The sequence below is a fragment of the Cryobacterium psychrophilum genome, assembly GCF_004365915.1.
Classification (GTDB): domain Bacteria; phylum Actinomycetota; class Actinomycetes; order Actinomycetales; family Microbacteriaceae; genus Cryobacterium; species Cryobacterium psychrophilum.
On sequence record NZ_SODI01000001.1, the window covers coordinates 3,206,139 to 3,220,634 of the forward strand.

The 14,496-nt window shown below is 66.8% G+C and carries 12 protein-coding genes; 5 read left to right on the plus strand and 7 right to left on the minus strand.

The window, feature by feature from the left end; translation table 11 throughout:
- The first annotated feature begins 13 nt into the window (after positions 1–13).
- A complete protein-coding gene (gene ettA, locus EDD25_RS15100; protein ID WP_134174431.1) occupies positions 14–1,696 on the plus strand; it encodes an energy-dependent translational throttle protein EttA in 1,683 nt (560 codons plus the stop codon).
- 8 nt (positions 1,697–1,704) lie between these two features.
- Complete coding sequence (locus tag EDD25_RS15105) at positions 1,705–2,175, plus strand: acyl-CoA thioesterase (protein ID WP_134174433.1); 471 nt, start codon at positions 1,705–1,707, stop codon at positions 2,173–2,175.
- Between the two features lie 54 nt (positions 2,176–2,229).
- Here the strand turns inward: EDD25_RS15105 and EDD25_RS15110 are convergent, their stop codons facing one another.
- Both EDD25_RS15110 and EDD25_RS15115 read right to left on the minus strand, forming a co-directional pair.
- Positions 2,230–2,697: a Rieske (2Fe-2S) protein gene (locus tag EDD25_RS15110; RefSeq protein ID WP_134174435.1), complete on the minus strand. Its 468-nt coding sequence runs from the start codon at positions 2,695–2,697 to the stop codon at positions 2,230–2,232.
- 9 nt (positions 2,698–2,706) lie between these two features.
- A complete protein-coding gene (locus EDD25_RS15115) occupies positions 2,707–3,570 on the minus strand; it encodes an acyl-CoA thioesterase (RefSeq protein WP_134175570.1) in 864 nt (287 codons plus the stop codon).
- A gap of 81 nt (positions 3,571–3,651) precedes the next feature.
- Here EDD25_RS15115 and EDD25_RS15120 point away from each other — a divergent pair, with 81 nt between their 5' ends.
- Positions 3,652–4,311 carry a DUF8185 domain-containing protein gene (locus EDD25_RS15120; RefSeq protein WP_134174436.1) on the plus strand — a complete coding sequence of 220 codons (660 nt, stop codon included), beginning with the start codon at positions 3,652–3,654 and terminating at the stop codon, positions 4,309–4,311.
- A gap of 24 nt (positions 4,312–4,335) precedes the next feature.
- Here EDD25_RS15120 and EDD25_RS15125 read toward each other — a convergent pair whose 3' ends face one another.
- Positions 4,336–5,919, minus strand: a complete 1,584-nt coding sequence (locus EDD25_RS15125; protein ID WP_134174438.1) for a PucR family transcriptional regulator ligand-binding domain-containing protein — start codon at positions 5,917–5,919, stop codon at positions 4,336–4,338.
- A gap of 145 nt (positions 5,920–6,064) precedes the next feature.
- On the opposite strand from EDD25_RS15125, the gene gabT reads away from it, so the two are divergent.
- A complete protein-coding gene (gene gabT, locus EDD25_RS15130; protein WP_134174439.1) occupies positions 6,065–7,435 on the plus strand; it encodes a 4-aminobutyrate--2-oxoglutarate transaminase in 1,371 nt (456 codons plus the stop codon).
- Positions 7,436–7,516: 81 nt separating this feature from the next.
- Here the strand turns inward: gabT and EDD25_RS15135 are convergent, their stop codons facing one another.
- The 3 genes from EDD25_RS15135 to pepN form a co-directional block, all read right to left on the minus strand.
- Complete coding sequence (locus EDD25_RS15135) at positions 7,517–7,951, minus strand: globin (protein ID WP_134174441.1); 435 nt, start codon at positions 7,949–7,951, stop codon at positions 7,517–7,519.
- The gene (locus tag EDD25_RS15140) at positions 7,941–9,128 is read right to left on the minus strand and encodes a mechanosensitive ion channel domain-containing protein (RefSeq protein ID WP_134174443.1); all 1,188 of its coding nucleotides are present in this window, start codon (positions 9,126–9,128) and stop codon (positions 7,941–7,943) included. The genes EDD25_RS15135 and EDD25_RS15140 overlap by 11 nt, the downstream gene beginning before the upstream one ends.
- A 149-nt stretch (positions 9,129–9,277) precedes the next feature.
- On the minus strand, positions 9,278–11,824 hold the full coding sequence (gene pepN / locus EDD25_RS15145; RefSeq protein ID WP_134175572.1) for an aminopeptidase N: 2,547 nt from the start codon (positions 11,822–11,824) through the stop codon (positions 9,278–9,280).
- Between the two features lie 99 nt (positions 11,825–11,923).
- On the opposite strand from pepN, the gene EDD25_RS15150 reads away from it, so the two are divergent.
- Positions 11,924–12,919 (plus strand): DUF2332 domain-containing protein, encoded by a 996-nt coding sequence (locus EDD25_RS15150; RefSeq protein ID WP_134174445.1) that lies wholly within the window; start codon positions 11,924–11,926, stop codon positions 12,917–12,919.
- 28 nt (positions 12,920–12,947) lie between these two features.
- Here the strand turns inward: EDD25_RS15150 and EDD25_RS15155 are convergent, their stop codons facing one another.
- Positions 12,948–14,435, minus strand: coding sequence for an SDR family NAD(P)-dependent oxidoreductase (locus EDD25_RS15155; protein ID WP_134175574.1), 1,488 nt, complete (start codon positions 14,433–14,435; stop codon positions 12,948–12,950).
- Positions 14,436–14,496: the final 61 nt, after the last annotated feature.

Sequence of the window (14,496 nt, forward strand, 5' to 3'; positions counted from 1 at the left end):
TTTAGGAGTAAGAGTGGCCGAATTTATTTACTCAATGGTCCGCGCTCGCAAGGCGATCGGCGAGAAGCTTATTCTCGACGACGTCACCATGTCGTTCTACCCCGGCGCCAAGATTGGCGTTGTGGGTCCGAACGGGGCCGGAAAATCCACCATCCTCAAGATCATGGCGGGTCTCGACACCCCCAGCAACGGAGAGGCTCGACTCTCTCCCGGGTACAGCGTGGGTATCCTCATGCAGGAACCCCGCCTCGACGAGTCGAAGACTGTACTCGAGAACGTGCAGGAGGGTGTTGGCCCGATCAAGCAGAAGGTCGACCGCTTCAACGAGATCAGCCTCGCCCTCGGTGAGCCCGACGCCGACTTCGACAGCCTGCTGGAAGAGATGGGCCACCTGCAGGAGGCCATCGACGCGGCCGATGCGTGGGATCTCGACTCCCAGCTGGAGCAGGCGATGGACGCCCTCCGCACTCCGCCGGGCGAGGCATCCGTTGTCAACCTCTCCGGAGGTGAGAAGCGCCGCGTGGCGCTGTGCAAGCTTTTGTTGCAGAAGCCGGACCTTCTGCTCCTCGACGAACCGACTAACCACCTCGACGCCGAAAGCGTGCTGTGGCTTGAGCAGCACCTCGCCAAGTACCCCGGCGCTGTGCTTGCCGTCACTCACGACCGGTACTTCCTCGACCATGTGGCCGAGTGGATCGCCGAAATCGACCGCGGACACCTGTACCCCTATGAGGGCAACTACTCCACGTACCTCGAGAAGAAGCAGGAGCGTCTGCTCGTGCAGGGCAAGAAGGACGCCAAGCAGTCGCGTCGCCTCGCCGACGAGCTCGAGTGGGTGCGTTCCAATGCCAAGGGCCGCCAGGTCAAGTCGAAGGCCCGCCTGGCCCGCTACGAAGAGATGGCTGCCGCGGCCGAAAGCACGCGCAAGCTTGACTTCGAAGAGATCCAGATCCCCGTGGGACCGCGCCTCGGCGCCCAGGTGATCGACGCCAGGAAGCTCCAGAAGGGCTTCGACGGCCGCCTGCTCATCGACAACCTGAGCTTCACGCTGCCGCGAAACGGCATCGTCGGCATCATCGGCCCCAACGGTGTCGGTAAGACCACCCTGTTCAAGACGATCGTGGGCAAGGAACCGCTTGATGGCGGTGAACTGAAGATCGGTGAAACGGTCAATATCTCCTACGTTGACCAGGACCGCGGCGGCATCGACCCGAACAAGACGCTGTGGGAGGTCGTCTCTGACGGCCAGGACTACATTCAGGTCGGCAAGACCGAGATTCCTTCCCGCGCCTACGTCTCCACCTTCGGCTTCAAGGGTCCCGACCAGCAGAAGAAGGCCGGTGTGCTCTCCGGTGGTGAGCGTAACCGCCTGAACCTCGCCCTCACGCTCAAGCAGGGCGGCAACCTGCTCCTCCTCGACGAGCCCACTAACGACCTCGACGTCGAAACCCTGGGATCGCTCGAAAATGCCTTGCTGGAGTTCCCGGGTTGCGCTGTGGTCATCACACACGACCGGTGGTTCCTCGACCGCGTGGCAACCCACATCCTCTCCTATGAGGGGACCGAGGAGGACCCGGCCAACTGGTACTGGTTCGAGGGAAACTTCGAGTCCTATGAGCAGAACAAGATCGAGCGTCTCGGAGCGGACGCGGCCAAGCCGCACCGTTCCGCCTACCGCAAGCTGACCCGCGACTAGGTCCTGCGATGAAGCTGCACGTACCGATCAGCCTGCGTTGGTCAGACCTCGATGCCTACGGGCACGTCAATAACGCCGAGATGCTGCGCCTCCTGGAGGAGGCGCGCATCCAGGCGTTCTGGGTGACGGATGACGCGGCCCAGGTCGGTGCGAGCACTGCCGTGCTCGACGGCCGCCCCGGTGCGGCGACGCTCACGCTCATTGCGCGGCAGGAGATCGAGTATCTCCTGCCGGTGCCGTACCTGCGACAGCCCGTCGACGTGCGCCTGTGGCTCGGTAAGCTCGGAGGCGCGAGCCTCGACGTGTGTTACGAGGTGTGGGGCCCCGAAACGGAGGATGCGCCGGTTCTCTACGCCAGGGCGAACACCACGATCGTGCTCGTCGACGCGGTGAGCGATCGGCCACGCAGGATCAACGCGATTGAGCGTGCCGCGTGGACGCCGTACCTCTACGACCCGATCGTCTTCGCCCGCCGCTGAGCACCGGCCGGCACGTAACTCCTCAGTCGAACTCGTTCTCGGGAGCGCGGGGCGCTAGGACGACATGACGGATGTGCCGTTCACGGTAACCGCGACGGGTGGCAGAGCGCGGGTGGCGGGTCCCTCGAGCACATCGCCGGTTGAGGCATCGAAACGCGACCCGTGGCAGGGGCACGCGAGTTCCTTCTCCCGGGGGGCCACGATGCAGCCCTGGTGTGTGCAGACCGCGCTGAACGCCTTCACCGTGCCGGATTCGGGCTGTGAGAGCACTATCTTTTTGCCGTTCAGCTCGACGACGATCGAACCGCCCACGGGAATTTCGGTCAACGAGGCGATTTCGTTGGACGTGTCATTCGGTGCGGTGCCGGTGCTGGTGCCGGTGCTGGTGCTGGTGCTGGTGCCGCTGCCGGTGCTGCAACCGACCAGGCCCACAGCCGCGGCCGCCGCGGCGCCTGCACCGCCCCAGACGATCACGGAACGACGGCTCAGGCCATGCTGGTTGAGGTTCGTTGCAGGGGTCATGATGAATTGTTACTCCTCGTTCCGGGGAACCCGAATCATACCCTCCTGGGCCACCGTGGCCAGGAGTACTCCGTCGCGGCTGAAGATGCTGCCGGTGGAGAGTCCTCGTCCACCCTGGGCCGAGGGGGAGTCCTGCACGTAGAGCAGCCACTCGTCGACCCGGCCAAACCGGTGCCACCACATTGCATGGTCGAGGCTGGCCACCTTGAGCCCGGGCGTCGACCACGGGGTGCCGTGGCGGCGCAGCACCGGCTCCATGATGGAGTAGTCACTCGCATACGCGAGGGCGGCGCGGTGCAGGTCGGGGTCATCGGGCAGGCGCCCCAGGGACTTCATCCACACCGCCTGCTTTGCGGTGTGTTGCCCGTCCACCGCGAGGTAGATGGGCGACGGCACGTGGCGCATGTCGAAGGGGCGCTCGCTTGCCCAGTACCGGGCCACGGAATGATCGACCTCCGCCAGGCTTTCCGCCGCGGTCGGAAGCGATTCGGGGTCCGGCAGGTCCGCCGGCATCTCGATGTGGTGCTCCAGGCCATCATCGTCGTCCTGGAACGACGCGATCATCGACAGGATCGGCAGGCCATTCTGATAGCACTGGGTGCGGCGGGTCGAGAAGGATCGCCCGTCGTGAACGCGTTCCACCGAGAACGTGATGGGATGATTCACGTCGCCGGGACGCAGAAAATACCCGTGCATGGAGTGCACGTGCCGGTCATCGGGAACGGTGCGCATGGCCGCCACGAGTGACTGGGCCAGAACTTGGCCACCGAATACGCGGCCGAGGGGCATCCACTGTGACGGTCCGGTGAAGATGTCTTCGTTGGTGCGGGCGCCGGTGTCCGTGAGGTCGAGGGCGGCCAGCAGGCCTTCCATGGGCTGTTGCAAGGGGGCCTCCTCAGGCGAACGCCGCGAGGCGGTAGGAAAGGAATGGGGACCTTGGTAGTTTAGAAGCAGATGAGCCAGTCATTTTCTCTTACAGATTCCCTTTCCCTCGGTGACCTCCAGGTCTACCTCGCGCGTGCCGCTCGTGTTCAGGGCGGCAGCGTGCGCGTCATCGCGTCCGGCAGTGTGCTTGCCGTGTACACCGGCATCCTCTACCCGCGGGGTTTGCTGGACACGAGCTCCACCGTGCTCGGGCTGCGCACCTACGCGCTGACGACGCCCGGCGACTTCGACCTTGTCGTACCGGTGCGGGGCCTGCTCGAACGCATCGCGCGCCTGCAGACCGAAAACCCCGCGTCGGAGACACCCGTGGTGGTTCCGCTGCCGATCGAGGCCGGCACCGCGACCTGGGCCGGCATCTCACCGCCCACGAGCGGCTGGGCTGCGATGGGCGAAGTGGATGCCGCGGTGCTGCGGAGTGCCGCCAGCACCGGAATCGACGAGGTCGCGGCGGCCCTTCCCACGGGCATCGGCGAGCAGATCGTTGAGCGGGTGCGAGCCGAGATCTGGGGTCGCCCGGTCGACGGCGTCGACACGGTTCCGGCGGGAGCGGCCTTCGCAGCGGTCAGCCTCGGCTTCCTCGGCGACGAACCGGTTCGACTCCTGGAGGCGGGTCCGTGGATCCGCCTCACCACCAGCCGCGGCCATGTGCTCGTGCGCCGCAAACGCTGAGACCGGGCCGCCGCAGGCGACGAGCTACGAGGCCGGCATGCCCTGGGTGGTCAGCAGGGCGGCCCACATGTCCGCACGCTCGTGGAAGCTGCCGAGATCGCGGCCGAGCAGCGCTTCGGCCTGGCCGATCCGGTTGCGCACGGTGTGCCGGTGTACCCCGAGCGCCATCGCGGCGGGACCGAATTGACCGTTGCATTCGAGCCACGTTCGCAGGGTCACCAGGAGCGCCGTGCCGTGCTCTGCGTCGTGCGCGGACAGCGGTTGCAGGGCCGCCCGGCCCACCTCGGCAGCGTTCGTGGTCGCGAGGAACGCGAGCACGCCCTGACGAGAGATCACGTCGAAGGCGGTGATCCCCGGTTCGCCCTGGTGTGAGCGGTCCAGGGCCTGGCGGGCCTGCTCGAGTGCCCGGGGCAATGCTCGGCACTCAACCGGGTCGGAGAGGCCCACATGCAAGCCGAACCCGACCAGCTCGTCGAGCAGGGGGCCGGTGGTGGAGTCGACGAGCGCGACGACACTGTTGCCCAGCCGCGCGTAGAAGAGATACCCGCCGCCTTCCTCCGCCCGAAGCTCGAGAAACTCGGTGATGGTGTCCAGGCGTTCCGGGGGAGGATTCGTCACGGCGACCCGCACCGGCTCCAGGGGGAATGCTCCCCAGAGGTCGGTTGAGATCGCACGTACCAGTTCGACCTGCCCGCCGAGCAGAGCCTGCAGGAGTCCGGACCGGAGGCGGTTGCGGGCGCGACCGAGGGCGGTGTTCTGCTCCAGGGAGAGGCCGGCGAGCGCGATCACGCTCGTCACGACCTCCTGGCTGGCCGGGTCGAGCTCGGTCCGACCGCCGAGCGCGAGCACGCCGCGCAACTGATCACGGCGTCCGAGGGTCTGCAGGTTGAGCGTCTCGCCTCCGTCATTAACGGTGAGGCTGGCGCGCTGGCCGCGGCGGAGCATCCGCTCGGCCTCGTTCCGGGCGCGGTCAAGGGAATCTCGGGAGGCGGAGGCACCGCTGAACGCGTCTCGGGGGAAGACCCGGTCGAGTTCCCCGCGTGGGTCGAACAGGGCGACCCAGTGGCCGAGCTGGCGGGACAGCTCGCTCAGGGTGGCGCTGAGGCCGTCGGGCCGGAGCGCAGCGAGAGAGATGGCCCGTTGGGCGGCCAGCGTCCAGGTGTCCCTGGCGAAGCGGAGCTCGGCGATGAGCTCTCCGGCGGCGCGGGCCACGGCAATGAATGGGGTGCCGTACGGGACCTCGACCAGAGGGATGCCCCTGGCCAGGCAGGCGGCGACGAGCGCATCCGGCGTGCCGTCGCGGACGATCTCGGTGCCGAAGCCGAGGCAGGCGATGCCACGGGAGGCCAGCCGGGCCACGTATTCCGGGTACAGGGCATCCGCAGCCGTGTCGACGGCGAATTGGCGGCCGGTGGTGAGCAGCATCTGACCGGCGGAGAGGAACGGGGTGGGGTCGGGCAGGTCGGAGCTGTGCACCCAGTCGACGGGCTGGTCAAGCGCCCCGGCGGGGAGGTCGCTCTCCACGGTCAGGAGTCGCAGGTGCAGGCTGGGGTCGGCGAGCAGCCGGCGCAGCGGGGGCAGCAGCTGCGGGGCCACGGATGAGGACATCCACCGAGTGTACAGGGCGGCGAAACGCTGGTGTAATGGTATACACACTGGCAGCACCGGGTGGGGGGTTCACTGCTTAGCATTACGCAATTGGCATCGTCGACTAAGCGCGGCGATGCACCTGTGTCGCAGAACTGGAGCCGCCATGACCCTCGTCGAAACCCCCACCACGTCCACCGTGCCGCTCGGCGGCCCGAGCCTTCCACAGGAGCGTCGCCTGGTAACGAGCATCCCGGGCCCGAAGTCGCAGGCCCTGCACGCACGCAAGGCGCAGGCGGTCTCTGCCGGGGTGGGGGTCACTCTTCCGGTCTATGTCGTGGCGGCCGGCGGCGGCGTGCTCGTCGACGCTGACGACAACTCGCTCATCGACCTCGGCTCTGGCATCGCGGTCACAGGGGTGGGCAACAGCGCCCCCCGCGTCGTTGAGGCCGTCGCCGCCCAGCTCGGCCAGTTCACCCACACCTGCTTCACCGTCGCTCCCTACGACTCCTACATTGAGGTCGCCGAGGCACTGAACCGGCTCACCCCCGGTGATCACGAGAAGCGCACCGCGCTGTTCAACTCCGGGGCCGAAGCCGTGGAGAACGCGATCAAGATCGCCAGGCATTTCACGCGCAAACAGGCCGTCGTCGCCTTTGACCACGCGTATCACGGCCGCACCAACCTCACCATGGGGATGACGGCCAAGAACCAGCCGTACAAGAACGGATTCGGGCCCTTCGCGCCCGAGGTCTACCGCGCCCCCATGTCCTACCCCCTGCGTGACGGCGGCCTGGACGGCGTCGTGGCCGCACGCCGAGCCATCCTGCAGATCGAGAAGCAGATCGGCGCCGAGAACATTGCCGCCGTCATCATCGAGCCCATCCAGGGTGAGGGCGGATTCATCGTGCCGGCGCCCGGGTACCTGGCGACCCTGGTCGAGTGGTGCCGGGCCAACAACGTCGTGTTCATCGCCGACGAGATTCAGACCGGGTTCGCCCGTACCGGTCACATGTTCGCGAGTGAGCACGAGGGCATCGTGCCCGACCTGATCTGCACCGCCAAGGGTATCGCCGGCGGACTGCCGCTCTCGGCGGTCACCGGCCGGGCCGACATCATGGATTCCCCGCACGCCGGCGGCCTCGGCGGCACCTACGGAGGCAACCCGCTCGCGTGCGCCGCGGCGCTCGCCACCATCGAAACGTACGAAGCTGACCACCTGGTGGAACGGGCCGCAGCTATCGGCCGCCTCATGGGTGATCACCTGGGCGCTCTCGCCGCCGCCGACCCGCGCATCGCGGAGGTACGCGGACGCGGCGCCATGATGGCGATCGAGCTCGTCGACGCGGCCACCAACGAACCGGATGCCGCCCTCACCGGCCGGGTGATCGCCGCCGCGCACGCGGCGGGCGTGATCCTGCTCGGCTGCGGAACCTACGGCAACGTGATCCGTTTCCTGCCGCCGCTGAGCATTCCCGACGAGCTGCTGATCGAGGGCCTGCAGGTCATCGGAGACGTGCTGGCCCGCGAGAGCTGAACCGCGGCATCCACGACAACCGGCTCATCGTCCCCGCGGGGATGATGAGCCGGTTGTCGTGCGGGACCTGTGCGGCAGGACCTACTCGTCGAAGGTGTTGACCATGGCGTGCGCGGCCCGGTCGAGGTAATCCCAGAGGGTTTCGCGCTGCAGAGGCGGAAGATCGCACGAGTCAACGGCGACCTTCATATGACCGAGCCACCGGTCACGGGCATCCGGATTGACCTTGAAGCCGTGATGGCGCTGGCGCAGCCGCGGGTGTCCACGCTGCTCACTGTACGTACCGGGGCCGCCCCAGAACTGCTCGAGAAACATGACGAGGCGCTCTTCGGCGGGCCCCAGGTCTTCTTCGGGGTACATCGGCTTCAGTACCGGGTCCGTGGCGACTCCGCGATAGAACTCGTGAACGAGCTTCTCGAAGAAGGCACGTCCGCCGACCTCGTCGTAGAAGGTGGGTATCACGGCAGCACCGTTTTCGCCGTTACGAAGGTGTACGCCGGCTGGTTCATTCGTCATCGCGGATCTCCGGGTCTGGTGCGGTGTGAGTTGTGGGACTGGGCTTGTCTGGCGCCTTCACGGGCGCAGTGACGGCCGGCGTCACCGGGCCGGCCGTTGGGGCTTCTGTCGCCTTGGGTTTCGGTTTGCGCGGCACGCGGGGCGCGCGCTTCACGGGGACGGGTGACGTGCGTGCGTCGGCGACGGCATCGGGAACGGCAGCGGCTGCTTCCTCGGCGGCGTCGACCGTCGATGCCTCGAGCATATCGGTGCCTCCGAGAGTGCCGTCCGGTCCGGTCATGACCACGCTGTTCAGCGGGGTGAGCGACACGCCAACACCGTCAAGGGCCTTCTTCAGGTGCAGGCGCAGGTCGCGGGCGAAGTCCCACTTGACCGCGACCCGGGTCTTCACCGCAAGCCTGGTCACCAGGGCCTCGGCGGTGATGGATTCAAGGCCCCAGATCTCCGGCTTCTCCAGAATGAAGGCACGCCACTTGCGGCTTGACGCGAGTGCGGTGGCCACGCGCAGGAGTTCGGCCTGCACGGCCTCCACGTCGGAGGTGTACGGAATGGCGAGGTCGATGATGACCCGGGCCCAGCCCTGTGACATGTTGCCCACTCGGAGGATCTCACCGTTGCGCACGAACCACAGCGTGCCGTCGATGTCGCGAACCTGGGTGATGCGAATTCCGACGTTCTCGACCACGCCGGAGGCGAACCCCACGTCAACGATGTCGCCCACGCCGATCTGGTCCTCCACGACCATGAACAGGCCGTTCAAAATGTCCTTGACGATGTTCTGCGCGCCGAAACCCAGGCCGGCACCGATCGCGGCGGTGAGCAGGGCGAAGGATCCGAGAATGTTCTCGTTCAGGGTCTGCACGATCATCAGGGTTGCTGTGATCAGAATGAACACGTTGACGATGTTGGCGAGCACGGACCCCAAGGTGCGGGAGCGCTGCACGACCCGCACGGCGGCGAGCGGGGAGACGCTGAGGGCCTGGGTGTCATCAACCTTCTGTGTCTTCTTCACGCCGGAGACGATCTGCTGAACGACACGACGGATCACGAACTGGAGAACCCAGCGCACGGCGAAGGCGACGACGATGATGGCCAGGATCTGCAACAGGTTGTGCCAGGTGTTGGTCCAGATCTCACTGGCAAGGAAATTGGCCACACTGGCCCAGAATTTATCCATATTGATTTCAGTCTACGCAGCCGGCCGGAGCCAACCCTGAGTGCCGTGCAGCCTCAGCCGATTGCCCGTCCACGACATAACGACGCAGACTGGCGGTTAAACAGCTCCGCCCCGGCGTGAACCACGACGGAGCTGGTGGTGTGGCGGCGCTACTGGGCGTCGCGAGCCTGTACGGCGAGCGAACGCTCCACACCGGCGAGGTTCTCCACGACGAGGCGTCGCAGAGCCGCCGGTTCGGCATTCGCGTCAAGCCAGGTGCGCGTCGCATCGGCGAGAGCCTGGTTGTTGAGCGGCGAGGGGTAGAGACCGATCACGAGTTTCTCCCCGATCGAGAAGCTGCGTGCCGCCCACACCGACTGCAGCATGTCGAAGTACTTCGCCGCGAACGGCGCCAGCAGCGCCGGGTCGTTCACGCGGAGGAATCCGGCGGCCGTCGTGCGCACGATCGTTGTCGCGGCAGTGTCCACGTCGATCAGCGATGACCAGGCCGCGAGCTTGGCTTCCGCGGTGGGAATCGCTGCCCGGGCGAGAGCGGCGGACTGGGCACCCGTCGCCGTGTTGTCGTTCGCGAGGGCCGCATCAATGTCTGCGGCAGCAGCCTGGCCACCGGCCACGAGCGCGATGAGGAGCTCCCAGGACAGGTCGGTGTCAATCGTGAGTTCGGGCAGTGTTTCGGTGCCCGAACGCAGGCCGGCGATGTGCGCGAGTTGCTGATCGGTTTTGGCGACGGACGCAAAGAACTTCACGAACTGGAACTGGGCGTCGCTTCCGGCCGCGGCGCCCTCCGCGAGAGCCCACAGGGAATCGGAGACCTCGGTCACCACGGCGGTGCGGTGCGCTTTCGCCACGTAGGAGGAGGCGGTGAGCACAAGCTGGCCCACAACGGTGCGCAGGGTTGTCGACTCGGTTTCGGTCGCGACGTTGCCCAGCACGAGGCGCACGAAGTCGTGTGCGCTGGTCTCGGCGTCGCGGGTGGAGTCCCAGACCGAGCCCCACACGATGGCCCGAGCCAGCGGGCTCTCGATGGCGGCGAGGTGTTCAAGCGCCACAACCTGGGAAGCCTCGTCGAGGCGCACCTTGGCGTAGGTCAGGTCGTCGTCGTTGAGCAGAACGAGGTCGGGGCGAGCCCTCCCAACGAGCTCGGCAACATCCGTTCGCGTACCGTCGACGTCGAGTTCGAAACGGTCGGTGCGCACGAGCCTGGACGAGGCATCGAGGTTGTAGAAGCCGATCGCGAGCCGGTGCGGTCGAATCGTCGGGTAGTCGGCCGCTGCGGTCTGCAGCACGGCGAAGCTCGTGATCGTTCCCTCGGCGTCGACGGCGATCTCGGGGCGCAGGGTGTTGACCCCCGCGGTCTCCAGCCACAACTGTGCCCACTCGGTGAGGTCGCGGCCGCTCGAGGCCTCAAGCTCGACGAGCAGGTCGCGCAGCTCGGTGTTGCCCCACTGGTGCTTCTGGAAGTACGAGCCGACGCCGGCAAAGAAAGCGTCAATGCCCACCCAGGCGGCGAGCTGTTTGAGCACGGAGCCGCCCTTGGCGTAGGTGATGCCGTCGAAGTTCACCTGGACGTCATCGAGGTCGCGGATCGTGGCAACCACGGGGTGCGTCGAGGGGAGCTGGTCCTGCTTGTAGGCCCAGCTCTTTTCCATGACGGCAAAAGTGGTCCAGGCCTCGTGCCACTCGGTCGCCTCGGCGGTGGCGATTGTCGATGCCCACTCGGCGAAGCTCTCGTTGAGCCACAGGTCGTTCCACCACGTCATGGTGACGAGGTCGCCGAACCACATGTGGGCAAGCTCGTGCAGGATCGTGACGACGCGACGTTCCTTGATGGCGTCGGTGACCTTGGAGCGGAAGATGTACGTCTCGGTGAACGTGACAGCGCCGGCGTTCTCCATGGCACCGGCGTTGAACTCCGGCACGAACAGCTGGTCGTACTTGTCGAAGGGGTACGGGAAACCGAATTTTTCCTCGAAGTACGCGAAGCCCTGCGTGGTCTTCTCAACGATGTAATCGGCATCCAGGTACTCGGAGAGGCTCCTGCGGCTGAAGATGCCGAGCGGGATGATGCGACCGTCGCTTGAGGTGAGTTCGCTGCGCACCACGGCGTACGGGCCGGCAACAAGGGCCGTGATGTAGCTCGAAATGGTGTGCGTGGGCGCGAAGGCCCAGGTGGCGTTGCCGTTTCCGGCGTCCGTGGGTTCCGGGGTGGTGGAGTTGGAGACCACCTGCCATGCGCTGGGTGCGGTGACGGTGAACGCGAAGGTGGCCTTGAGGTTCGGCTGCTCAAAGACGGCGAACATGCGACGGGAGTCGGGGACCTCGAACTGGCTGTAGAGGTAGACCTCGTTGTCAACCGGGTCGACGAAGCGGTGCAGGCCCTCACCGGTGTTCGTGTAGACGGCGTCGGCGACAACCGTGAGCTCGTTCTCGGCGGCGAGATCGCCCAGCTGAATGCGGATGCCGTCGCTCACGACGGCCGGGTCAAGGGCCACGCCGTTGAGCGTGACACTGTGCACCGTGCGCGTGATGGCGTCAATGAAGGTGGATGCTCCCGCTGCGGCCGCGAACCGGACCGTGGTGGTGCTGGCAAAAAGTTCCGGGCCGGTCGTGAGGTCGAGGGTCACGTCGTAACGGTGAACACTGACCAGCGCGGCGCGCTCCTGGGCTTCGACGCGGGTGAGGTTTTCTCCAGGCAACAGCTTCTCCAATTCGGTTTCACGACCAGTGAGCATGTGGCAGCGCTTCTGGTGCCAGTGCACATGAATATCCACACTATCCGTCATTACGCTGGTGGCATGAGAAGGAGCACCGATCGCCGGGCGTCCACGCCCGATCGTTACCGCGAGTTCGCCGAGAGTGAGGCGAGGGGCCTCAGCGCTTGCTACGAGGAGTGGGCCAGCGGCATCGCCCACGATCCCGCGATGGTGGCGCTGATCGACCGGCTTCCCGCGGTGAAGCGGCAGCCGAACCTGGTCTTCAGCGCGGCCCGGTTCTGCGGCGCGACGGCCGGCCCCTACGTCGACTTTGCACGGTGGCTGCCCGCGCACTGGCCGGAGGTGGAGGCCGTCTGCCGCACGCACTCCACGCAGACCAACGAGGCCGGGCGCTGCGCGACGCTGCTGCCGGCTCTCGCATCCCTCCGCGGGCCGCTGGCGCTCATCGAGGTGGGGGCATCCGCCGGTCTCTGCCTGCACCCCGATCGCTACAGCTACCGGTATGTCACCGACGACGGGCACGAACGGATACTGCACCCCGCCACGGGGCCGAGCCCCGTCCTACTGGACTGTGCCGTCTCCGGCCCCGCGCCGATTCCCGAGCAGATGCCGGAGGTGGTGTGGCGCGCGGGCATCGACCTCAATCCGCTCGACGTGAACTCGGCCTCCGACATGAACTGGCTCGAGGCCCTGATCTGGCCGGAGCACGATGACCGCCGGGCACGCCTGCGGGCGGCCATCGCTGTGGCGCGCCAGCCGGCGGTGGAGATCGTACGCGGCGACCTCAACGAGCAGCTCGCCGCCCTCGTGGCGCGAGCGCCGGAGGGAGCCACGATCGTCGTGTTCCACACCGCGGTGCTTCTCTACCTCGATGGTCAGGCACGAGGTCGGCTGAAGAATCAACTGGCCACTCTGCCCGTCCGCTGGCTTGCCAACGAGGGCCGCGGTGTGGTCCCCGGGGTGCTCGAGCGCCTCTCGGCGACGCCCACCGCGTCATCCGATTTTGTACTCGCCCTCGACGGCACGCCGATCGCGTTCACCCAGCCGCACGGGCGCTCCCTGCACTGGCTCGGATAATGCAGCCGAGGCTGACCGGCCCCCGAAGTTACCAGGCGCCGGGCTTGTAGTCCTTGAGGAAGACGCCGCACAGGTCTTCGCCGGCCTCGCCGCGCACGATGGGGTCGTAGACCCGGGCGGCGCCATCCACGAGATCGAGCGGAGCGTGGAAGCCCTCTTCGGCGAGACGAATCTTGGTGGGGTGCGGTCGTTCGTCGGTGATCCACCCGGTGTCAACGCTCGTCATGAGAATGCCGTCGTCAAGCATCTCCTTCGCACTCGTGCGGGTGAGCATATTGAGCGCGGCCTTGGCCATGTTCGTGTGCGGGTGTCCCGGCCCCTTGTACCCGCGGCCGAACACGCCCTCCATGGCCGACACGTTCACGATGTAGGTGCGCCGGGCCGCGGATGCCGCGAGTGAGGTGCGCAGGCGGCTCACGAGCAGGAACGGTGCCGTCGTATTGCACAGTTGCACCTCGAGCATCTCGAGCGGGTCGACGTCCTGCACATTCGCGGTCCAACTGTTACGCGAGTGCAGGTCGGGAACCAGCCCGCCGGCGTCGATGGCCGTGCCGGCTGCGAGGCGCTCCAGCGATGAGGAACCGGGTGTCAGGGCGAGCCGGGTGAGGTCCTCCGCGGTGAGTGCACCGGACCCCGCGGTCGGGGCGAGGAGCGGATGGCCGGAGACCGATGCCGCGAGCGCGAGCGGGTGGGCATCGTTCGTGTGCCCGAAGGAGACGATTTCCGGTAGGGGACCGTCGGGCAGGGGCGAATCCTCGGCGTCAACAAGTGGGGAGTAGGAGCCCGTGGAGCGGCGCACGGTCTGCGCGGCGTTGTTGATCAGGATGTCGAGGGGCCCGGCGGCAGCCACCGAGTCGGCGAGCGCGATCACCTGCGCCGGGTCGCGCAGGTCGATGCCCACGATCCGCAGGCGGTGCAACCAGTCGTTCGAATCCGGCATGGCCGCGAAACGACGCACGGCGTCGCGCGGAAAACGCGTGGTCACCGTCGTGTGGGCGCCGTCACGCAGCAGGCGCAAGGCGATGTACATGCCGATCTTGGCGCGGCCGCCGGTGAGCAGGGCGCGCTTGCCGGTGAGGTCGGTGCGGGCATCGCGTTTGGCATGGCTCATCAGCGCGCAGCTCGGGCACAGCTGGTGGTAGAAGGCGTCGACGAGGGTGTACTTCTGCTTGCAGATATAGCAGGCGCGCGGCACGAGCAGTTCGCCGGCCGAGGTGGCGGCCGTGCCGAGGGACAGCTGAGCGCCGCGAGTCTCGTCATCAATGCGGGTGGGTGCGCCCGTGGCGGTCGCCGCGATCACCTCACGGTCGGCGTCTTTGATGGCGGCGCGCTTCTCGCCGCGCCGGGCCATTTTCACCGACTTGAACATTTTTGCGGTGGCCTGGCGAACGGTGACGAAGTCGGGATCCTCCGGGTCGATGTCGCTCAGCGACGCGAGCACACGCAGCGTTGTGGCCATTTCGACCGGGTCGATGCCGGCAGGCTCGAACTCGGGGGAGTCTGCGGGCGCAGTCATGGTGTCTGCGGCGGGTTCAGGCTCGGTGATCATCAGACAATTCTATGTCGGCGTGTGTCAG